Raw genomic sequence first — 21,036 nt, forward strand, 5'->3', positions numbered from 1 at the left:
TCCCTCGCGAGGAGTCTTTTTTCCTATCTCGATTTCGACTATGTTATACTAAGTGAAGAAAAATTTTTAGAACGTGGGTGACTGTAAATGAAAATTGGAATCGACATTGATGGAACGATCACACATCCATCCTCTTGCTTCACTTACATGAATAAACATCTCGGAACGTCGATTGACTTCAATCAGGCGTCCGAGTATGAATTGCATACGTATACCGATATGAATCAAATCGAATTTTGGGACTACATGGTGAACTCTGGTCACGAGACAGGCATTTATCGTGAATCCATCCCTCAAGAACATGTTCGTCATCACTTATGGAATTTGCGGAAGCAATATGATCTCCATTACGTAACAGCACGATCGGAGCTCGTTCGTCCTGTAACAGAAGAGTGGATCAAACAACACGAACTTCCTCTTGATTCCTTGATCATGACGGGATCACACGACAAAGTACAAGTCGTCCGTGATTTATCACTCGATTTATTCATGGAAGATCGATTAGAGAATGCTGTACAAATCGCAGAAGACACCTCTATTCCTGTAATCTTGTTCGATGCACCTTATAACCGTAAAGCCGTACCGAATAATGTCATTCGTGTCGCTTCCTGGAATGAGGCCGTTCAAGAGATTCAAAAATTTGCACCAATTCGTTAAAACAGCCGATTAGGCTGTTTTTTCCATTTTCTATGCCATTATCCGATGAGATAGCATACAATGGCATTAGATTTAGATTTTCTAATAGAAAGGGTTTCATGATGCTTACGACAGTGAATATCTTTTTCGTCAATATCTGTATTATCTTTCTTGTCTCTACATTCACTTTTTATCTGTTGCGTGATCGCTTACCGATTCAACCGGACTCGATGATGTCCACTCGCCTGTATTTCGGACTCGCGAATGGAGTAACAGGAATTCTCCTTATGCACCACGCCATCGATTTAAATGGGGCACTGATCGATTTACGATTGTTACCTCTCGCTTTATCCGCCCTATTTGGCGGTAACGTCAGTATCGCAGTGACAGGAACGATGCTTCTATTTTATCGGTTCTTGATTCATGACGGCGCTTCACTGAATGTTCTACTTAGTTCTGTCATCACACTACTTGGTTTTTTAATTCTTTCGTTTATTTGTCGCCGATTTATCACACGACAAGGGTACTTCTTTTCCGCCATCGTCACGGTCGGTTCATTACTTGTTCTTTGGCGACTGATCATAAGCAATTCTCCTGTCGATGCATGGGAAACGATCTATATTCCCTATTTTATCCTAACGATTGGTGGAGCGATTTTGTTTTATCGGTTATCCTCGCTCCTTCAACAGCACTTTGTTCTGTACTCCTATCAATCCTACCTCGCATCGACCGATCAGTTGACACGGCTTGCGAATCGACATGTCATTTTAGAAAAAGTAACGACGCTCGAAAAAAGTAACGCCTCTTGGAGTGTGATTTTATTCGATTTGGATCATTTCAAGACTGTGAACGATACACACGGTCACGCCATCGGTGACGCCGTCTTACGCCATTTTTCGATTATATTGAATGAATATTGTCCTGTACCAGTCACGGTCGGCCGATATGGAGGTGAAGAATTCATCATCATCATTCCGGATAGCGAACAATATTCTCCTGTTATCATAGCGGAAACAATCGTAACAGCCGTTCAGCAAACACCGTTCGTGATGCAGGATCATGCCGTATCAATCACCGTATCCGCTGGAATTGCTTACGCTCATCATCAGCCTGCTGAAATGGTCTTTAAGCAAGCAGATGCCGCTTTATATGAGGCAAAAACGCAAGGTCGAAATCAATATCGACTGTACCAATCATAAGTATTGTATGAAAAAGCCACTTCTCTCCGAAAAATTCGGACTGAAGTGGCTTTTTTTGATTAATGAATCGTTCCTTCATTCGTTTTTTGTAGCAGACAGATGATTTCTTTAAGTGGTACGGGTTTAGCGAAGAAATAGCCTTGGAACAAATAAATCCCGATTTCTTTGGCAATGCGTACTTCCTCTCCTGTCTCTACTCCTTCAACGATACATTCGACATGCATCGACTCACTCAATTGAAAAATCGACTCAAGAATCGATTGTCGTTTCTCCGATGCTCCAATTTGTTCAATGAATTGCTTCGGAATCTTTAATTGACGTAACGGTAATAAACGTTCGAGGACGTGATAAGACGCATGACCAGTACCGAAATCATCAAGCGAAACTGGGAAATCAAGCGTTTTGATGCGCTTGAGCGCTCGATGAATCGACTGACTCTCAAAATCGAGCGACTGACTTTCCGTAATCTCAATCTTAATCTGTTGCGGCTTTAATGCATACTTGAGTAACGTTCGTTCAATGAATGGCATGAACGACTCACTCGTCAACTGTCGTGGTGATACATTGACTGACAACGTAAACTCATCCGGAACCAGACCGACCAATGCTTTACGCGTCTTACATCCTTCCTCAAAGATCCACTCACCTAGACGAATGATCAAGTCACTTTTTTCAGCAATCGGGATGAACACGGATGGTCGATCGGCTCCCTGTAGCGGGGTCTTCCATCGAACCAATGCTTCGAGACCGATGAATTGCTCTGATCGAACATCGTATTGCAGTTGATAGACGAGGTGAAAATCCGTTTCAATATTAGCCTGTGCTAACGATTGTGCTGCTTTGACTCGTAATTCTTGATCCTTACGCCATTCTTGGTCAATACACATCACACGTTCGTTTTGTTGCGCTGCTTCTTGTAAGGCAGTCAATAATTGCTGCACACGACGCTTTCGATTGTCGGTCGCCCCATCGCCATTATCAATGACGATGGATATGTTGACATAGACATGATGCCCCTCGATTTCGTATGGTACGGAAATTTCTTGGCTCAATTCTTCCATCGCTTCCTTACATGCCACCTCGTCCGGCTTTTCCATGACAATCAATAACGTCCCTGCTTCAATCCGAGCAAACGCTTGATAAGGAGGTAGTTGTCTCTTGAGTCGCTCGATACAGGCGCGTAGTACTTGTAACTGAATATCTTCTCCAAAATAACGTGCCAGCTCATAGTAGTTTTCTAAATGAATCCCGACAAAAATGAGCTGTTGTTCGGATCTTGGAAAATCAATTTCGTTTAATCCTTGGCGATTCAAGACACCTGTTTCTTCATCACGTCGCGCCGTATCGTGTAATTGTATCGCAAGGTCATTCAAACGATTTAAATTGCGAATATGCAAGTGATTGATGACAAGTGCAATCGATACGCCAATCACAATCATACCAATCCGCCCATAATGGTCGGTCGGATCAATTTCCACCGTTACGGTATCGACATTCCCCATGACGTACAAACTAGTTGCGATGGTAACAATGATGGCGTACCACATCATGATGCGTTGATAGGAGATTAAAGCGATCATCAAAAACAAAAAGCTACTTGCCCAAACGGTAACTGCTGCGTAAGGTAAAAAGCTAATCGATGTAATCGGAACGACGAGCAACATCAAGGACAATAAGTGCGTTTGCAAAACGATTTCCATCTTACGACGACTGATATAAAAAATAAAAATTCCCATGATGACTAAAAATGAAATAATGACAGAACGACTCAAATATGCATTCTTGATTGTCTCTTCCGTCGTCGTATAAATGATTAGAGCACCAACAAGCATCATGAAAAGAGCAAAGTTTCCAATCCACCATTGTTGTTTCCGGACAATGTCCTCCATGTATCCCCCTCCTTTCCAGTAGATTTTCCGTATATAGGTTTCGACATCGCTTGATGATACTCCTGTCATATAGAATGTGTCAATTATTCCCTAAAAAGAAAAGTCTTCCCTTATACTTGCTGCGGAAGACTTTTCTCTCACATCCAGTGTTCTATAACTCAAGTCGTCCTAACTCTTCGATGACATCCGTTGCTAACAAACTACTGGGATGTAACCGTCGTTCAACTTGTTTTGAAGCACGTGCATACCACTCCGCTCCTTGCGCTAGTGTTCTTTCGATATCTCCTGTTGGATGTTGTGCAAGAAGGCTGGTTAATATGCCAAACAGCGTATCCCCACTTCCTCCTTTGGCGAGACCACTTGATGCACCAGAGACGACGAATCCGCCTCCATCTGGTTTCGCGATTAAGATGACATGAGACTTCAAAACGACAGTTACTTGATGCAAGATGGCATAGTCGGTTGCCTGACCAAAAAGATCATCTTGAATACTTTCGACACTCTGATTCGTCATTCGGGCGAATTCACCGATATGCGGTGTGACGATGATTGGCGCGGTTCGTTCGGGATAACTTTCTTTTACTAGAGCTGCAGCATCTAGTACAACCGGCAAATCACTCTCAAGCAGATAGTCCACCCATGTTTCGACTGCCTCTTGCGATAATCCGGGACCGATTCCAACTGCTGAGACGGAGGGAATCATCTCCTGAATTGCTAGTAACGTCTGATCAATGACCATCGCTTCCGGCGCTTGGGCGATGATTCCATGTTTCGCAAGTGCCGTCGTTGCCACTTGTAGTTTACCGACTCCTGTTCGTAAGGCTGCCCGTGTAGCGAGTTGGATGGAACCCGGCATCGTCTCACTTCCACCAATCAATAGCGCCGTCCCGTACGTTCCTTTATGACCGTATGGTTCCCGCTTGAACAAGGCGGTCACACCCTTAGGTGATACGCGCCATTCACCGAATGTCGGTAATCCGATATCAATCGTTTCTAATTCGCCATAAAACGGTGCTGTTCGTATTAAAAAGGCAGATCGTTTCATTGCATGTAATTGGAATGTCACGTCTGCGCGAATCGCTGTCTCCTTAAATTCCGTTGCATGATCCGTCGGTACTCCGCTCGGTACATCCACTGCATAGATACGTGCCCCTTGTCGCTTTTGTTCCGATACGAATTCACATTGCGCTTCGAACACCTGATTCATCCGCTTTAGATCAAATCCCGTTCCATATAAGGCATCTAGAATGACATCATATTGACCACACGGTTGTTCGGTCACGAGTCCAAACGCTTCTGCATAATGAACATGAACGATGGATGTATCCGAACGATTTTCTCCAAATGGTGCATGTAGTGTGACATCAAATCCGTCGCGTATCAATTCGCGTCCAATGACATACCCATCCCCACCGTTATTGCCTGTCCCACATAAAATCAAGATTCGCTCCGTCTTCCTATGACGCTCTTTGATACGTGTTGCGATGTGACTTCCAGCTCGTTCCATCAGCACTTCAAGTGGCAGTCCGGATGTCCGTGCCCACTCATCGATTTGTCGCGCTTCTTGTGTATCATAAATCATCTTCTCATCACCTCTGTTCGACTATTCCCGTTTTGAACAGGACTAGTCTTTTAAAACGCAAAAAGAGGACGCCCGACCGGGCATCCTCTTTCATTTAAGATGTCATGCGTTGACAATTCGCACAGCGTCCATAAATTTCGAACTTATGATCCTCGACTTCAAAGCCAGTCTCTTGGACCGGAGAAACCCATTCCATCGGACAGACATTCAATGTTTCCGTCTTGCCGCAGATTCGGCATATCAAATGATGATGATGGTGTCCTGAAGCACAAGCTGCTCGGTATTTCATCTCACCGTCTAATTCCGTCACTTCTAATAAGTCGATTTCCGAAAAGTCATTCAAGTTTCGATAGATTGTATCATAACTTAACGAAGGATGAGACGTTCGAAGAGCTTCTGCTACTTCCCGCGCACTGACATAACGATTCACTTCAAACAGATACGATAGCAAATCGAGACGCTTCGGTGTCATTTTAAACCCAGAAGCCTTCATGCGTTCACGCGCTTGTTCGATGTTCGTCTTCATGTGTTTTCCCTCCTATCCAAAAACGTTCCAACAGCATCACGATGATCAGCTCAAGTACCGCAATCAAGACGATCATTCCGCCGGGTGCCAAATCGAACTGATAAGCCAGGATGAGTCCAAGTACTGTAGCGATTTCGCCGAAGATGATTGCTAAAAAGATTGTCATCTTAAAACTCTTCGCAATTCGAAGTGCTGCCGCAACCGGTAACGTGATTAAGCTTGAGACAAGCAAAATCCCAACGATTCGCATACTGATCGCAATGACAAGCGCAACGACGATCATAAAGAGAATATGCACTAAGCGAAGGCGAATCCCGGAAACGCGCGCCTGCTCCTCGTCAAAGGAGAGGAACAACAATTCCTTGTAAAAAGCAAAGACGAAGATGACGACGACGATCGTCACGATAAGAATCGTGTACACATCCGTCAAGGCGACAGCCGAGACCGTTCCAAATAAGAAGGAGACGAGATCCATTGAAAAGCCGTTCGCGAGACTGATGAATGTTGCCCCAAGCCCCATTCCCGTCGCCATGATGATCGGGATTGCGAGTTCTTGGAAGTGCTTGTACTTCGCACGCAACCAATCGATCGTCAGTGCCGCGATGACCGACGTCACGATTCCTAAATACAGTGGATTCAAGTCCGCTAATTGTGCGACCATTCCAGAAATCAATAGACTGAGCGCAATCCCAGCTAGCGTGACGTGTGATAGTGCATCTGCGATTAAGCTCATCCGCCGGACGACGACGAACGAACCGATCAATGGTGCCGTGAATCCGATCAGAATGGCAGCCACCAAAGCGTACTGTAAAAACTTTAACGTCATGAACGCTTCAATCATTGGACACTCTTCCCTTCATGAACGAGGACACGTCCCGGAACCGGATAGAGGGAGCGAATCGTCTGTTCATCTAGTTCCCAGTATTCCTTGATGCCACAGTTACATCCTAAACGTCCATCGACCAGATGAATCACATCCGTGACAAGTTTACTGACGAAATGAATATCATGCGTGACAAGAACGAATGTCCGGCGCTTATCTCGACGAAGTTCTTCTAAGATCTCATAAAATTCTTTCACGTATCGCTGATCGACACCAACGGTTGGTTCATCCAAGATCATTAAATCAGGATCGTTGACGAGCGCACGTGCGATGAAAACACGTTGTTGTTGACCACCGGATAGGTCGCCGACTTTTGAATCGCGTCGCTCCCACATGCCGACCGTTTCGAGGGCCGTTCGTACTTTGTCTCGATCGTCGCGAGACAAGCGACGAAAGAGTCCTTTTTTAGCGTACAGTCCCATCTCAACGACTTCTGCGACAGTCACCGGAAAACCGGAGTTGAACGCTGCCGCTTTTTGCGAAACATAGCTGATCCGCCACCATTCATTGAATTGTGATTGGGATTGTCCAAATAAACGAATCGTTCCTTTCGGTTGCAATAACCCTAATATACATTTGATCAGCGTCGATTTTCCGGATCCATTTTCACCGACGATGGCTAAAAATTGCCCTTGCTCGACCTGAAACGAGACTTGATTCAACACCCGACGATCCGGGTAATCATAGCTGACTTGATCAATCTCGATGATTGGTGTTTCCATGTATTTTCACTCCTTCCGTTTTCGTAAAACGGAATAATTACGCCTTAATCAACTGTCTTATTATAGCGCCCGCCAATTATTGGTGCAACTCTAGCAACTTCCTATCCTCCTTAGAAAACATTCAAGGTACAATAAAGAAAGAAGCTAGCTGTTTCCGGCTTGTTCAGAGAGGGAATTCTTTTAGTGCACGCATCGCAGAGAGGAGTCGGAGTCATTTGAAACAAGAACTTGCAGTCATCGATATCGGTTCCAACTCGATTCGTTATGTCATCTTCCATCCGATCGCTTCTGGTCGCTATATCGAGAAGATTAATATTAAAGTCGTCGCCCGGTTATCTGCTCACATCAACGAGGATGGAGCACTCGATGATGAAGGCATCGCCTTACTCGAAGAAACGTTACATCGTTTTTATGAAGTTGGTGTCACCCATGAAGTCGAAGAAACAATCTGTGTCGCGACAGCAGCCATCCGTAATGCAACGAACCGAGATGCCATCGTTGAATCCGTTACAGAAAACACGCCTTTTTCCATTCAGGTTCTGACAGATGAACAAGAAGCATACTATGGCTATTTTGCCATCATCAATTCGACCTTCCTGACTGATGGCTTTTCTGTCGATATCGGTGGTGGTTCCATGGAAGTCACCTTGATTGAAAATCGCGAAATGGTGGCGTATCACAGCTTTCCATTTGGTGCCGTCACTTTGACACGGCAATTCGTTTCGGACGAGACACTAAATACCAGCGATAAGAAAAAATTGGTGAAATTCCTACGGGAGCAATTCGAATCGATTCCATGGCTGAGTGATAAAAAGCTTCCTTTAATCGGTGTCGGTGGTTCTGCCCGAAATTTCGTTCGGATCCATCAGTCGAATCAGGACTATCCCCTACGAAGTGTTCACCAATATCAAATCAAAGCGAAGGAACTCGCGAAGATGGTGGACGATCTCGAAGGCAAGTCGGCGAAACAACTATCGAAAATCGAAGGACTCTCAAAGGATCGAATTGATATCTTCCTGCCGGCATTGATTGCGATTCAAGAGTTAGCTCATCACATCGAAGCGGAAGAATTCGTCATGAGTAATCTCGGTCTTCGCGAAGGTCTTGTTTACGAGTTCGATGTGCAGGACGAAGCATACCGTCGGATTGAAAACGTACGTGAGCAAAGTCTCTATCAGCTCGAAAGCGACTATAAGGTCAATCGAGATCGTGCGTCATATATTGGAACTCTCGCCAAATCGATGTACCGGCAGCTCGTCACGCTCGACTTGATTTCAGAACGCGCGTCTGATCTACGACTGCTCGATTCAGCAAGTCGCTTATTTTATTGTGGACAATACATTAATCCAGATACACGATCGGACCAGACGTTCTACCTGTTGACGAATACCGAATTGAATGGCATGACGCACAAGGATCGCGTTGCTCTCTCGCTTGTCAGCTCCTATTCTTCTGCCAAACGGATGAACCAGCTTGCGAAACCTTTCAAGGACTGGTTTACGGAAAAATCGCTGGATCGCTTTGATCTACTTGGTTCTCTCCTCAAATTAAGTCATGCGCTCGACGTGACGGAGCGAAAAGCTGTCGATCATTTGGAGCTATTCCTTCAAAAGGATCAACTCCAATTCGTCCTCGATACAGGGGATCATGATTATGGATTCGAAGTCGAAAAAGCGGAAAAACAAAAGAAACACCTGGAACGAATCATTGATTGTACGATTACCTTCGAAACGAAAGGAGATCTTCCTTCATGAAGCTCGACATACCGGAACATTTCAATAATCGTGAGCTTAGCTGGCTCCAATTCAACAAACGTGTACTGGATGAAGCGTTTGACACACGCAATCCGTTAATGGAACGTTTTAAGTTTCTCGGTATCTTTAGTTCCAATCTAGACGAGTTCTATATGGTACGGGTCGGTGGTTTAAAGGATGAAGTACTCGCCGGATTCAATAAACCGGAAAATAAACAACAAATGACACCCAAACAGCAGTTACGTGCGATCGCAGCGAAAACAAAGGAGTTAGTCGATCGGCAATACGAAGCATTTCAAGCAATCAATCAGACGTTATCCGATGAAGGCATTACATTCTTAAAATATGATGCCCTGACTTCGGATCAGACGACCTATGTAAAATCCTTTTTCCGTGAACAAGTCTTTCCGGTACTCACGCCTGTCGCCGTCGATGCCTATCGTCCATTCCCGATGCTCTCGTCAAAGTCACTCAACATCGCGACGGTACTCGAGGCAGAAGACGGGACAAAACGGAATTTGGCGCTCGTACAAGTACCTGCTGTCTTGCCACGATTCGTCGATTTACCGGTAGAAGATGATGAGACGACCGCTGTCATCTTACTCGAAGACGTCATCATCGCCTTCATCGATAGTCTATTCAAAGGCTATCGTGTGTTGTCTGCGATGCCGTTTCGAATTACGCGGAATGCCGACCTTCCGTTTCACGAGGAAGGTACGCATGACTTATTAAAGCTGATTGAGAAAGAATTAAAAAAGCGGCGTTGGGGAGTCGCGATTCGACTCGAAGTTCAAAAAGCTGCCATCAATACCGAACTGCTCAACATGTTGCGCGATGTACTTGATTTACAGGAACGCGACATCTTTGCCGTGGATGGTCCGATTGATTTAACGTTCTCCTTTGCCTTTTACAGTCAAATCGGTATTGAATATGATCATTTGATTTATCAGACGATCATGCCAGTCGACCCACCAGCACTCGATAGTTCAAAAAATCTGTTCAATCAATTACTCGAACGCGATTATCTCTTGCATCATCCGTATCATACGTTTGATCCTATCGTCCGGTTCATCGTCCAAGCGGCAAATGATCCGAACGTCCTTGCCATCAAACAAACACTTTATCGCGTATCTGGTGATTCACCGATCATCAAGGCCTTAAAAACGGCTGCCGAAAACGGGAAACAGGTCACCGTCCTCGTTGAACTCAAGGCTCGATTCGACGAGGCGAAAAACATCGAATGGGCAAAGCAACTAGAAAAGGTCGGCGCCCATGTCATCTACGGATATAGTGATTTAAAGACACACTCGAAGATCACGCTCGTCGTCCGACTCCACGAAGGCAAAATTCAGCGTTTTGTCCACCTTGGTACCGGCAACTATAATGATTCGACGGCGAAACTATACACGGACGTCGGATTATTAACCGCTCGGGAAGAGATCGCCGAAGATGCGACGAACTTCTTCAATTGGTTATCCGGGTACGGGGAACAGCCGGAATGGAACGTCATCCAAACTTCACCGAACGCGATGCTTGAGAAGTTCCTGTCATTAATCGATGAAGAGATTCATCATCATAAAAAACACGGAAATGGTCGAATCGTTGCTAAGATGAATAGTTTAACGGAAAAAGACATCATTTTACGGCTCTACAAGGCATCGCGCGCCGGTGTCCAAGTCGAACTGATCGTTCGGGGCGTCTGTTGTCTGCGTCCTGGCATTCCAGATGTTTCGGAGAATATTCGCGTCATCTCGATCGTCGACCGTTACTTGGAGCATTCACGCATCTTCTACTTCCACCACAATGGACAGGATTTGATGTATGGGTCAAGCGCGGACTGGATGACACGCAACATGCGAAAACGGATTGAAATCTTGTTCCCGATCATGGACGAAGAACATAAGGAGTATTTAAAGGATTGTCTCGCCCTCGCCCTTGCTGATAATGTAAAGTCGCGTGAGCAGGCAGCCGATGGATCTTATCATTACGTGAAGGATGGAAAACAGAGCTGTGAATCCCAGCTGCTGATTCAAGACTATACGAGCGGCAAACTAAAACAAAAACCTAGTTTTACAGCTCCATTGACACACAAGTGGATCACGATTGAAAAGAAAGAGGACAAAGTCATTCTTGATCAAAATGCTACATGATGTTGGTCATGTTTTACCACGTACTCTACTTCAAATGCTGATTTACAGCAGAAAGGACGAAATGTATGCTTCAGCAAATCTTATTATCCCTTCTCGCCGGCGTCATCTGCGGCGTTGTGTTCACCGCACTGAAACTGCCGATTCCTGCTCCACCTGTTTTTCCAGCCGTCGTCGGAATCTTCGGTGTCTTCCTTGGGATGAAAATCTATCTATTTTTAGTAGAACGCTTTTTCTAATCCAAACAAAAACAGTTCTCTTTGCTGCCAGCGCAGAAAAGAGAACTGTTTTTTTGATTCTTTTTAAGGTTTTAATGATTAAATGTCGATCGTGGGAGCTCTGCTTGAATAGGAAAAGATTTTACTCACTCTCTTCCGTTGCTGCTGCCGTATCCACCGCATGAAGCATCTGTTGATGTAACCATCGGTGACAGGTCGGGCAAACGGTCTGATATCCTTCTGGTGTCAAATGCCATTCCAGTAACGACTGCCTAGACTCCTCACAATGCATACATTGACGCGCGACTTGTTCCAGATGATTTCGCTCCTTGAAGCGCTCGATTCGACGTTGTTTAGATTGTTCGAGTGTCAGTACATCCGTTTCGAAATACCCATACTGCCATGAATCAAGCAGACGCGTGCGAAACACTCCTTCGACCGGTCCAGTTTTAAGACCAAGTTGATCGAGTGGTCGTCCAAGTAAGGGATGACGTAAATCCACACTGATGAGATCAAGGCACACATATGACCCTTCTGAGTCGTCAGCATTCGTCAACCAAAATGGATCTTCTGGACGTGTCGTATACTCGGTGAACAAGGCTTCAGCATACGCCATGATACCGTCAGTCGTCGCAAGAAACACTTCTTCTCCCTCTACCAGTTCTGCCGGCAAATAAAACGGTTCCTTTGTTTCATAGTAGTGGACAACAGCATGTCGTATCGCAAAACTAGTCTCATCAACGACGAGTATATGACACATCACAGACACCCCTTTATGAGTTATTCGACTGGTGCTCCTAGAATCGGTAGACGCCAGTCTGCATCAAACGCACCCGAACGTAACATATCGATTTCTTGTTTATACGGTGCCACTTTTTTCTTTGGATCGAGACCAATGTATGGCGTCTCTAAGATTTTCGGTAAATGTGCCAGAGCAGGATGATGCACGACACGATGTAAGGCATCAAATCCAATCTCACCAAAACCAATATTTTCATGACGGTCCTTTCGAGCACCACGGATATTCTTTGAGTCATTCACATGGATGACACCAAGACGATCCAGTCCAACGATCCGGTCGAATTGTTCAAGAACACCATCTAAGTCGTGCACGATATCGTATCCTGCATCATGCACGTGACATGTATCGAGACAGACGGACAGACGATCATGATGTGTGACGCCTTCGATGATTTGAGCAAGTTCCTCAAAAGTTTTTCCGATTTCCGATCCTTTTCCAGCCATCGTCTCAAGCGCGATCTTGACCTGTTCGTCACCTGTCAGTACTTCATTGAGTCCTTCGACGATCCGTTTGATTCCGATTTCTTCCCCAGCACCTACATGCGCACCAGGATGTAATACGATGTGTTGCGCCTTTTCAAGCGCTTCTGCTCGTTTAATTTCTGCTGCTAAAAACGAAACGGCGAGTTCGAATGTCTCGGGTTTCGTCGTATTCCCTAAGTTGATGATATACGGCGCATGCACGACGATTTCCTCTATTCCATTAGCGCTCATATGTTGCAATGCTTCTTGAATCCGTAACTCTTCCATCGGCTTACGGCGTGTATTTTGAGGTGCTCCTGTATAGACCATCATCGTCGTTGCACCGTAAGATGCCGCTTCCTCACTTGCACCTAATAGCATTTTTTTCCCCGAAACGGAGACGTGTGAACCTATTTTCATGTTCTTTTCCACCTTTCTCTTTTTACAGTGTACCAAATCTTGAAAACGACAAGACACCCGAAAAATGTTTTTTCATTTCACGGGTGTCATCAATGGAATTATTTTGATTTGCGTGCGTTTTCTTTACGTTGCGCGCGACCGACACCACGTTGTTCTTTGATGCGTTCACGTTTTGCTGTTTCTTTCAGCTTGTATTGATGTTTCTTCTTATAACCTGGTTTAACACGTTTTTTCGCTTTTGCTGCTTCACCCGAAAGACGGCTATGTGCTGTCTTCGAGACGGCAGTCTTCATGTGCGGCTTCGCACGGCGACGTTCTTTGACTTCGACGATTTGAGTTCCTTTGACATCAACGTTTGTGAATTGAATGCCACGGTCCTCTAAACGATTGATCATGCCGTTCTCGTGATCTTCAAACAGTGTATATGCCAATCCATCTTGATCGACACGACCTGTCCGACCGACACGGTGGACGTAGAAGTCTAAATCTTTTGGAATGCCGTGGTTAATGACGTGCGAGACACCTGAAATATCAATTCCGCGTGCAGCAAGATCCGTCACGATGACATATTGATACTTCGCATCGTTGATTTCTTTGATGGCTTGCTTACGGCGACGTGCTGGAAGATCTCCGTGAAGAGAACCAACGTTCAGTCCTGCTTCTAGGAACAAAGCTTCGACTTCGATTGCTTCTGCTTTTGTATTCGTAAAAATTAAACAGATATAAGGGTTTAACGCTTTCGCGACTTTCAACGTCAATTGTGAGCGCTCACGATGTTTGACCGGAATCGTATGGTGAACGATTTTCTTCGCTGTCTGTTGTTTTGGATCCACATGCGCATAACGCGGGTTATTCATATATTTTTTCAAGAACGGTTGCAATTTCTCAGGAATCGTTGCTGAGAAGACCATCATCTGAAGCTGTTCTGGAAGAGCTTGCGCAATCCGGTCAACTTCTGGCAAGAAGCCCATGTCGAGCATTTGATCCGCTTCATCGATAACATAGTGCTTCACGAAATGCGGTTTTAAAGCCTGTTCTTTGAATAGGTCTAAAATACGTCCTGGTGTTCCGATGACGATTTGGGGCGAGACTTTCACACGACCGATTTGACGTTCGCGATCCATTCCACCTGTAATAAGACTCGTCTTGATGAAGTCTGGTTCCTTCACAAGTAACGATTTCAGTTCTTCATGAATTTGCCATGCAAGTTCGCGCGTTGGAGCAACGATGATGGCTTGTAATTCTTGAAGCTTTGGATCGACGTTTTGAACGATTGGAAGAAGGAACGATAACGTTTTTCCTGTTCCTGTTTGTGATTGACCGATGATATCGCGTCCCTTTACTGCAGCTGGGATGATCCGCGACTGAATGTCGGTCGGTTTTGTGATGCGGGCGTCATCGAGTGCTTCGATGACGAACGGGTGTAATTGATAATGGCTGAATCCATTCATGAATTGACACCGTCCTTTCCTTATTTGCTGAGGCTTCTGCCTCTCGATTAGTTCAACATGGTTATGGGTCTACTACCGTCATACAGATAGGAGTACGTATAAAAACGAGTTGGAATCTTTTTGTTTTTCGTATGAAGCTTCAATGCACTGAAGGCGACTTTCATCATCTCATCAGCACTCTGGACGACCGTCGCATCCATCGATTTCATGTCAACAGCTTCTAATATAGCACGATTCCCGTCTATGCCGACAATTATTTTTCCTTTGATCCCTGCTTTTTTCAATGCTTCGAGGACACCTAGCGCGATATCGTCATTGTGACAATAGACTGCATCAAACGGAATTCCCGACTTAATCACCTGTGTCATGACCTGTTCTGAAGTGACGGGGTCGTAATCCCCATTCACGGATTCGACGATTTTCAGATCCGACTCCCGCTCAAGACCAGTCAAAAATCCCCGGTGTCGTTCATTCGTCGTGTTGACGTTTGCCGTACCTGCGACTTCAATGATATTAGCGGTGGCTCGTCCCGTCTGCTTGATGCGTTCGTGTTTGATGAATGATGCAAGTTGTTCACCAATCAATTGATTATTTGAGGTAATTGAACTGACGACTGCATCGGAGCGGATCAATCGATCGATCGCAAAAACAGGGATATCTTCTTTGGCAGCTTTTTCCAAAGATTCAGCGATGTAAACATCATCGAGTGTGGTAACGAAAATTGCATCCACTTTCATTCGAATGAATTCTTCGATCTGCTCTCTTTCATTAATGCGTGAATTATGCGACGTCGCGACGACTGCTTCATATTTATTCAGTTTCGCTTGTGTCTTGAACGCATCAACGAGCCGCTGCGCAAATTCATGTTTATCATTGACGATCGTAAAACCGATGAGATGACGACGCGGATTCGAATCCGTATTCACGAACATATTGGATATAAGAAGAACGGATGATATCCAAATGACTAAGACGAATAGCCACGCTTTATTGAATTTCATTCCGTTTGCTCCTTTCGAGATAAGTGAACTTGAATCGTTGTGCCAACTCCGGGTTTACTATCAAAAATCATCTTCCCTTTATGATCGCGTACGATTTGTTTTGACATGAACAGTCCAAGACCATTTCCATCCACTTTTGACGTCTTGAATGCTTGACCAACATGATCAATCTGATCACCGTCCATTCCGACACCATTATCTTGGATGATGAAGACAACCTCTTCCGGATAGATATGCACATGCAAATGACAAATCCCATCTGGTCCTTTAAACGCGACAGCTTGAAGGGCATTTCGAACACAGTTTGCTAAAATCTGCAAAATCCCCTCTTCTGATGCATGAATCTTTGGCATAAAGGAAGGTGTATAAATTTTACAATCCGCTTCGTAAAGATGAGCTTCCGCTTCTAAGATATATGTCAGCTTCTTCATTAAATCATTCATATCAATCGTCGTTTTTTGAAGCGCATTGTTCTCGCCTTTGGATAAATCAAGCATCGTCTGAATCATACCGTTCGCTCGATCAAGCTCAGATAAAGCTAACATCAACATCTCTGTATCTCGATCCTTTTCTGCGGCTAATAACTGTAAGGTCATTTTGACCGGCGTTAATGGATTACGTATCTCATGAGCAATGCCCGCCGCTAATTGACCAAGTGACGCTAGTTTCTCTTGCTGCAACATGGTTTGCTGTTGACTTAACTGCTCAAGTCGCGCATGTTCCATTCGCTGTGAGTATTCATTATAAGCAGCGACCAATGTCTTCACTTCGTTTGATCCGGCACGTTCAAGGACGATCGGTTTCGGGGAACTACTTTTCTCAATTTTATGAACAAGCTCAAGTAAAGGAGATGTCAATTGTCGTGACATTAAATAGCCAACAATCAGACTAAGGACGAGCGTCAAAGCGGCGATGATCAAATACTGCTGCCGTGTCGTGTAGACAGGTTCATAAAAAACGTTTCGCGGCGTTCGAACGAGAATTTTCCAATCCGTCACCTTTAAATCTTTTGCAAAGTAATACATATCTTGATTCGTACTAAAGATTTCAGACGGTTCGACGGATTGAAATGCACGATCGATCACACTTCTCGACAATAGTCGTTCTTCGTCTGTCACAAGATTACTCGACGTTGCTAGCAATTCTTTTTTACTATTAAATAAATAGGCAATCGTTTGATCATCAAAAGATTCTAATGATTTCCGGAAAATGATTGAATTCATCGCACTTAGTCCACCACCAAACACACCTACACGTTCGTTACCATCTCGAACTGGCACGAACATATATGTGACGGCATCTGATTCCATTGAGTACAGCTTACTCATATGAAAATCCGTACTTGTCAGAGTTTGTAGAAAATCATCATCCTTTACTATCGTACTATCTGGTACGCGACGATCTTCACTTGAGAACCAAGTAATCTGTTTCGTCTTTCTGTCAAAATAAAAAAGACTTTTAAATCCAGTATCAATATCAAGAAGATTTGATTCTTCAATTTTTCGACTTAGCTTATCAGGATTTTCGACGTTTAACTGCAAACTCATGATTTCCTCATGTAAATTCCCAATGTTATCACGGATCGCGTTTCCAGAAACTTCGACACTTTTCTCACTCTGCTTTTCCGTTTGCTGTTCGACTCGTGAAATCGTGACTCGATCCGCAGTAAAGGCAAGCGCTGAAATGACAAGACATAACAGGATGAATAAGATGGCGGTGATTTGAAAAAAATACGACCGCATCATTTTCTTAGACTCCACCCTTTCGCCCCCTTATTAAATAATTGCAACTTCATTAGTATACCATGTTCTGTTTCTGAAACAGACTCCTCTATTTTCATTCCCGTCTAAACAATGGTACACTCTAACTAATCATTCTTTTTCACAAAGGGAGAATCTACAACTATGCTAGTAAAAAAAATCAGCCCCCGCGGCTATTGTTACGGTGTCGTCGATGCAATGAAACTTGCACAACAAGCGGCATTGAATAAAGACTTGCCACGCCCGATTCATATTCTTGGTATGATCGTTCACAATGCTCATGTCACACGTGAATTCGAAAGTATGGGTGTCATCACAGTCGATGGTCCCGATCGCCTCGAAGCACTTGAGACGATTCAAGAAGGAACTGTCATTTTTACAGCGCATGGTATTTCGCCTGCTGTTTATGCACGCGCCGCCGAAAAAAATCTGCACGTCGTCGATGCAACATGTCCTGACGTGACGCGTACACACGATTTGATTCGACAAGTCGTCGCGGATGATTATGAAGTCATCTACGTCGGCAAACATGGACACCCGGAACCTGAAGGTGCAGTCGGTGTAGCACCAGAGCATGTGCACCTCATCGAAAAAGTCGAAGATATCGATGAACTCCCGCCTCAGCTCGCTCATAAAAAAATCATCGTCACGAATCAGACGACGATGAGCCAATGGGATGTCCAAGCTTTGATGGAACACGTGCGTAAAAAGTATCCGCATGTAGAAGTACACAATGAAATCTGTAACGCAACACAAGTCCGGCAAGAAGCGGTGGCTGATCAAGCAGGAGATTGTGACCTTGTCATCGTCGTCGGTGATCCACGTTCTAACAACTCGAACCGATTGGCACAAGTATCATTCGATATCGCAGGAACTCCAGCGCATCGGATTGGTGATTTAACAGAACTCGATCTATCATGGCTTAAAGGTGTACAGCAAGTTGGTGTCACATCAGGTGCATCAACACCAACACCAATCACGAAAAAGGTCATTGATTTCTTACAGCAATATGATCCATCAGACATCAGTACACATGACAAGACACCATTCCTTGAACTACGACGGATTTTACCAAAAGTAAAAGTCCTTTAACCTGAATATGATAGAAGTAATAACAAACACCGGACAGCGAATCATCGCCGTCCGGTGTTTTATCTCATTTTTTACTTTACATATCACAAAAAATGAAAGGGATTCGTATTGGCTGTCGAGACGATGAGTTCCACATCTATCTTCTTCTCTTTGAATCGTTTGCTTAATTCGTTGACGACGCCTTCTTTCATGACCGACTCCACATGATGTCCCGGATCGACGACTGCTAGTCCAAGTGCCATCGCATCATGCGCTACATGGAAATAGAGATCTCCTGTCACAAGGACATCTGCTCCTGCAAATGCTGCAGTCGAGACGTACTTATTGCCGTCACCACCAAGGACCGCTACTTTTTGGATATGGCGCGATTCGTCTCCGACGAAGCGTAAGTTTTGTACACCAAACGCATCGCGAACATGTTCTGCAAATTCTCGTAACGTCATTGCTTCCGGTAACCGACCAATCCGTCCAAGACCAAGTGATGTTGCCGGGCGTTCTTGGCGAATGAGATCATAGGCGACTTCCTCATATGGATGAGCCTGTTTCATCGCTCGAATGACTTGTTTCTGATTCAGTTCCGTAACGATCGTTTCGATTCGGACTTCTGAAACGCGTTCGAGTCGCCCTGCTTCACCGATATACGGGGTAGCTTCCGTCAACGGTCGGAATTGACCTGTTCCATCGACGTGGAATTGACAATCACTGTAGTCTCCTTCTTTTCCTGCTCCCGCTTGTGCAAGGGCTGTTGAAACGCGCTCTACAGCCTCGGTCGGTACATAGACACTTAGTTTATATTGCGTGTTTTCAAACGTCGGTGCTAGTACTTCACAAGACTCAAGACCAAGCGCATCTGCCATCCAGTCATTGACCCCGCCTGGTGTTACGTCAAGGTTCGTATGTGCAGCATACACCGCAATATCGTGTTTGATACATTTTGTGACGATCCGTCCTGTTGCAGAACGATCCGTCACATTTGCTAATTTACTAAAAATCGGTGGATGATGCGCGATGATGAGATCGACCTTCTTTTCAATCGCTTCATCGACGACAGACTCCAAGACATCAAGTGTCACGAGCACACGTTTGACGTCCTTGTTCAATGTTCCGATTTGTAGACCAATCGGATCACCTTCGAGTGCAAATTTTTTCGGAGCAAATGCTTCAAACTGCTCAATGACATGGTTCCCATTCGCCATTAGTTCGTCACCTCTTCCATCTTTTGAATCAATCGTTCGATGGCTTCGATTTTTTCAGATAAAACCTCCGTTGCTTGTCCTTGTTTCATCTGAGCTAGGATATACTCTCGCTTTTGTTTTTCAATCTGCCATTTTTCAATGAATTCTGGTGCACGTTCCCGCATTAACTGTGGTCCAAAGAACAATTCCCACTGACGTGTTGTTTCGTCCTCTGAGTACAGTGTTTCATCTCCACGTTCTGCAACGAGAATTTCATAGATCTTTCCGTTCTCCTCGACGATGGCTTCAGACAATAACGCATATGAATTCGTCAGCAACCACTTCCGAACATCAACTGCATCAACATTTGGTTGAAGGATCAAACGCTCCTCCCCCGACAGCCGATCTTTGCCTTCTTCAAGGATTGAGGCAATCAGTGTTCCGCCCATTCCTGCAATCGTAATCGCTGTTGCTTCGCCCGGCTTTAAAACCGATAGTCCACTTCCAAGGCGGACATCGATTTGTGACTCGAGCCCGACAAGCGCCACTTGTCCTTTTGCCGCTTCCATCGGTCCTTCGTTTACCTCTCCCGCGATCGCGCGTTCGATTTTCTGTTGTTGGATACAAAAACATGGTACGAATGCATGATCTGATCCAATATCTGCGAGGATCGCTCCTTGTGGAATATACGACACGACTTTTTGGAGTCGTTGATCCAATACGACGTTCATTTGCATCATCTTCATCCTTCCTATTTTCCGAAAAACTCTCTTTTAAAAATAGCGGATTTACGCTAAAAAAGATACCATACACCACAAAAAAACATCCATCTCGTAACGAGATAGATGCCCTTGTTCTTATTTCTTAGCAGCTAACCATTTGGCTAGAACAGCTGCTTCTTCGTCATTCGCAAGACCGCCAGGCATTTGCCCTTTACCGTTCATTGCGATGTTCTTAATTTCATCTTCTTTCAGCTTCGCGCCGATCTTTGTTAAGTTCGGACCTGTTCCGCCTTCTAAGTTTCCACCGTGACATCCTGTACATCCTTTAGATGCAAACAAGTCTTCTGGCTTCATTTCTGCAGTTGACGGCCCTTTGCGAGCTTCCTTCACCTGATCGACCCCAAAGTAAGACAATGAAATCATAGCGATGATGGCGATGACTGCGATCGCCGCGAACGGTACTAATGGATTACGCATTTGGATTCCCCCCATATTCTATACCCAACCAAGTTGGTGACTGAATGGTATTCCCCGTTACTATTCTACTGTAAAAAAAACAGGGAAGGAAGAAAAAAACGAAACTTTTTTCTTCCTTC

General features: G+C 44.7%; 19 protein-coding genes. 6 read left to right on the plus strand and 13 right to left on the minus strand.

Going from position 1 to position 21,036, the window contains the following annotated elements; genetic code table 11:
* Window positions 1-87 precede the first annotated feature (87 nt).
* Window positions 88-657, plus strand: coding sequence for a 5' nucleotidase, NT5C type (locus NOM72_RS10395; protein WP_023467532.1), 570 nt, complete (start codon window positions 88-90; stop codon window positions 655-657).
* A gap of 98 nt (window positions 658-755) precedes the next feature.
* Window positions 756-1,835 carry a GGDEF domain-containing protein gene (locus NOM72_RS10400; protein WP_058712875.1) on the plus strand — a complete coding sequence of 360 codons (1,080 nt, stop codon included), beginning with the start codon at window positions 756-758 and terminating at the stop codon, window positions 1,833-1,835.
* Window positions 1,836-1,894: 59 nt separating this feature from the next.
* On the opposite strand, the gene NOM72_RS10405 is transcribed toward NOM72_RS10400, so the two are convergent.
* The 5 genes from NOM72_RS10405 to NOM72_RS10425 form a co-directional block, all read right to left on the minus strand.
* Window positions 1,895-3,724 carry a GGDEF domain-containing phosphodiesterase gene (locus NOM72_RS10405; RefSeq protein WP_255999144.1) on the minus strand — a complete coding sequence of 610 codons (1,830 nt, stop codon included), beginning with the start codon at window positions 3,722-3,724 and terminating at the stop codon, window positions 1,895-1,897.
* A 151-nt stretch (window positions 3,725-3,875) separates the two neighbouring features.
* Window positions 3,876-5,306 (minus strand): NAD(P)H-hydrate dehydratase, encoded by a 1,431-nt coding sequence (locus NOM72_RS10410; protein ID WP_255999145.1) that lies wholly within the window; start codon window positions 5,304-5,306, stop codon window positions 3,876-3,878.
* 94 nt (window positions 5,307-5,400) lie between these two features.
* Window positions 5,401-5,832 (minus strand): Fur family transcriptional regulator, encoded by a 432-nt coding sequence (locus NOM72_RS10415; RefSeq protein WP_023467528.1) that lies wholly within the window; start codon window positions 5,830-5,832, stop codon window positions 5,401-5,403.
* On the minus strand, window positions 5,804-6,673 hold the full coding sequence (locus NOM72_RS10420; RefSeq protein ID WP_023467527.1) for a metal ABC transporter permease: 870 nt from the start codon (window positions 6,671-6,673) through the stop codon (window positions 5,804-5,806). Before NOM72_RS10420 ends, NOM72_RS10415 begins: the two co-directional genes overlap by 29 nt.
* Window positions 6,670-7,437, minus strand: a complete 768-nt coding sequence (locus tag NOM72_RS10425; RefSeq protein ID WP_023467526.1) for a metal ABC transporter ATP-binding protein — start codon at window positions 7,435-7,437, stop codon at window positions 6,670-6,672. Before NOM72_RS10425 ends, NOM72_RS10420 begins: the two co-directional genes overlap by 4 nt.
* Before the next feature lie 215 nt (window positions 7,438-7,652).
* Between NOM72_RS10425 and NOM72_RS10430 the strand changes: the two genes are divergently transcribed.
* The 3 genes from NOM72_RS10430 (at window position 7,653) to NOM72_RS10440 (ending at window position 11,577) form a co-directional block, all read left to right on the plus strand.
* A complete protein-coding gene (locus NOM72_RS10430; protein WP_023467525.1) occupies window positions 7,653-9,191 on the plus strand; it encodes a Ppx/GppA phosphatase family protein in 1,539 nt (512 codons plus the stop codon).
* On the plus strand, window positions 9,188-11,341 hold the full coding sequence (locus NOM72_RS10435) for an RNA degradosome polyphosphate kinase (RefSeq protein ID WP_075642018.1): 2,154 nt from the start codon (window positions 9,188-9,190) through the stop codon (window positions 11,339-11,341). Before NOM72_RS10430 ends, NOM72_RS10435 begins: the two co-directional genes overlap by 4 nt.
* Before the next feature lie 65 nt (window positions 11,342-11,406).
* A complete protein-coding gene (locus NOM72_RS10440; protein WP_023467523.1) occupies window positions 11,407-11,577 on the plus strand; it encodes a XapX domain-containing protein in 171 nt (56 codons plus the stop codon).
* Window positions 11,578-11,698: 121 nt separating this feature from the next.
* Here the strand turns inward: NOM72_RS10440 and NOM72_RS10445 are convergent, their stop codons facing one another.
* The 5 genes from NOM72_RS10445 to NOM72_RS10465 all read right to left on the minus strand — a co-directional run bounded on the left by NOM72_RS10445 (window position 11,699) and on the right by NOM72_RS10465 (window position 17,451).
* Window positions 11,699-12,316: a hypothetical protein gene (locus NOM72_RS10445; RefSeq protein WP_255999146.1), complete on the minus strand. Its 618-nt coding sequence runs from the start codon at window positions 12,314-12,316 to the stop codon at window positions 11,699-11,701.
* A 20-nt stretch (window positions 12,317-12,336) separates the two neighbouring features.
* On the minus strand, window positions 12,337-13,239 hold the full coding sequence (locus NOM72_RS10450; RefSeq protein WP_058712880.1) for a deoxyribonuclease IV: 903 nt from the start codon (window positions 13,237-13,239) through the stop codon (window positions 12,337-12,339).
* Window positions 13,240-13,337: 98 nt separating this feature from the next.
* Window positions 13,338-14,690 (minus strand): DEAD/DEAH box helicase, encoded by a 1,353-nt coding sequence (locus tag NOM72_RS10455; RefSeq protein ID WP_023467520.1) that lies wholly within the window; start codon window positions 14,688-14,690, stop codon window positions 13,338-13,340.
* 47 nt (window positions 14,691-14,737) lie between these two features.
* Window positions 14,738-15,691 carry a sugar ABC transporter substrate-binding protein gene (locus NOM72_RS10460; protein WP_055966910.1) on the minus strand — a complete coding sequence of 318 codons (954 nt, stop codon included), beginning with the start codon at window positions 15,689-15,691 and terminating at the stop codon, window positions 14,738-14,740.
* Complete coding sequence (locus NOM72_RS10465) at window positions 15,688-17,451, minus strand: ATP-binding protein (protein WP_255999147.1); 1,764 nt, start codon at window positions 17,449-17,451, stop codon at window positions 15,688-15,690. Before NOM72_RS10465 ends, NOM72_RS10460 begins: the two co-directional genes overlap by 4 nt.
* A gap of 144 nt (window positions 17,452-17,595) precedes the next feature.
* Between NOM72_RS10465 and NOM72_RS10470 the strand changes: the two genes are divergently transcribed.
* A complete protein-coding gene (locus tag NOM72_RS10470) occupies window positions 17,596-18,543 on the plus strand; it encodes a 4-hydroxy-3-methylbut-2-enyl diphosphate reductase (protein WP_214747538.1) in 948 nt (315 codons plus the stop codon).
* Window positions 18,544-18,626: 83 nt separating this feature from the next.
* On the opposite strand, the gene NOM72_RS10475 is transcribed toward NOM72_RS10470, so the two are convergent.
* From NOM72_RS10475 to cccA, 3 genes are all read right to left on the minus strand, one after another.
* The gene (locus tag NOM72_RS10475; protein WP_058712882.1) at window positions 18,627-19,739 is read right to left on the minus strand and encodes a Nif3-like dinuclear metal center hexameric protein; all 1,113 of its coding nucleotides are present in this window, start codon (window positions 19,737-19,739) and stop codon (window positions 18,627-18,629) included.
* Entirely contained in the window at window positions 19,739-20,458 is a 720-nt protein-coding gene (locus tag NOM72_RS10480; RefSeq protein WP_326937793.1) for a tRNA (adenine(22)-N(1))-methyltransferase, read from the minus strand. The genes NOM72_RS10475 and NOM72_RS10480 overlap by 1 nt, the downstream gene beginning before the upstream one ends.
* A 117-nt stretch (window positions 20,459-20,575) precedes the next feature.
* Window positions 20,576-20,917 (minus strand): cytochrome c550, encoded by a 342-nt coding sequence (gene cccA, locus NOM72_RS10485; RefSeq protein WP_023467513.1) that lies wholly within the window; start codon window positions 20,915-20,917, stop codon window positions 20,576-20,578.
* Window positions 20,918-21,036: the final 119 nt, after the last annotated feature.

The sequence above is a fragment of the Exiguobacterium sp. LL15 genome, assembly GCF_024436095.1.
Taxonomy (GTDB): Bacteria; Bacillota; Bacilli; order Exiguobacteriales; family Exiguobacteriaceae; genus Exiguobacterium_A; species Exiguobacterium_A indicum.

What these genes read in the sequence shown, in the direction of transcription:
- NOM72_RS10395 (WP_023467532.1), top strand. Translation starts at nt 88, where the DNA reads ATGAAAATTGGAATCGACATTGATGGAACGATCACACATCCATCCTCT.
- NOM72_RS10400 (WP_058712875.1), top strand. Translation starts at nt 756, where the DNA reads ATGATGCTTACGACAGTGAATATCTTTTTCGTCAATATCTGTATTATC.
- NOM72_RS10405 (WP_255999144.1), bottom strand. Translation starts at nt 3,724, where the DNA reads ATGGAGGACATTGTCCGGAAACAACAATGGTGGATTGGAAACTTTGCT.
- NOM72_RS10410 (WP_255999145.1), bottom strand. Translation starts at nt 5,306, where the DNA reads ATGATTTATGATACACAAGAAGCGCGACAAATCGATGAGTGGGCACGG.
- NOM72_RS10415 (WP_023467528.1), bottom strand. Translation starts at nt 5,832, where the DNA reads ATGAAGACGAACATCGAACAAGCGCGTGAACGCATGAAGGCTTCTGGG.
- NOM72_RS10420 (WP_023467527.1), bottom strand. Translation starts at nt 6,673, where the DNA reads ATGATTGAAGCGTTCATGACGTTAAAGTTTTTACAGTACGCTTTGGTG.
- NOM72_RS10425 (WP_023467526.1), bottom strand. Translation starts at nt 7,437, where the DNA reads ATGGAAACACCAATCATCGAGATTGATCAAGTCAGCTATGATTACCCG.
- NOM72_RS10435 (WP_075642018.1), top strand. Translation starts at nt 9,188, where the DNA reads ATGAAGCTCGACATACCGGAACATTTCAATAATCGTGAGCTTAGCTGG.
- NOM72_RS10440 (WP_023467523.1), top strand. Translation starts at nt 11,407, where the DNA reads ATGCTTCAGCAAATCTTATTATCCCTTCTCGCCGGCGTCATCTGCGGC.
- NOM72_RS10445 (WP_255999146.1), bottom strand. Translation starts at nt 12,316, where the DNA reads ATGTGTCATATACTCGTCGTTGATGAGACTAGTTTTGCGATACGACAT.
- NOM72_RS10450 (WP_058712880.1), bottom strand. Translation starts at nt 13,239, where the DNA reads ATGAAAATAGGTTCACACGTCTCCGTTTCGGGGAAAAAAATGCTATTA.
- NOM72_RS10455 (WP_023467520.1), bottom strand. Translation starts at nt 14,690, where the DNA reads ATGAATGGATTCAGCCATTATCAATTACACCCGTTCGTCATCGAAGCA.
- NOM72_RS10460 (WP_055966910.1), bottom strand. Translation starts at nt 15,691, where the DNA reads ATGAAATTCAATAAAGCGTGGCTATTCGTCTTAGTCATTTGGATATCA.
- NOM72_RS10470 (WP_214747538.1), top strand. Translation starts at nt 17,596, where the DNA reads ATGCTAGTAAAAAAAATCAGCCCCCGCGGCTATTGTTACGGTGTCGTC.
- NOM72_RS10475 (WP_058712882.1), bottom strand. Translation starts at nt 19,739, where the DNA reads ATGGCGAATGGGAACCATGTCATTGAGCAGTTTGAAGCATTTGCTCCG.
- NOM72_RS10480 (WP_326937793.1), bottom strand. Translation starts at nt 20,458, where the DNA reads ATGATGCAAATGAACGTCGTATTGGATCAACGACTCCAAAAAGTCGTG.
- cccA (WP_023467513.1), bottom strand. Translation starts at nt 20,917, where the DNA reads ATGCGTAATCCATTAGTACCGTTCGCGGCGATCGCAGTCATCGCCATC.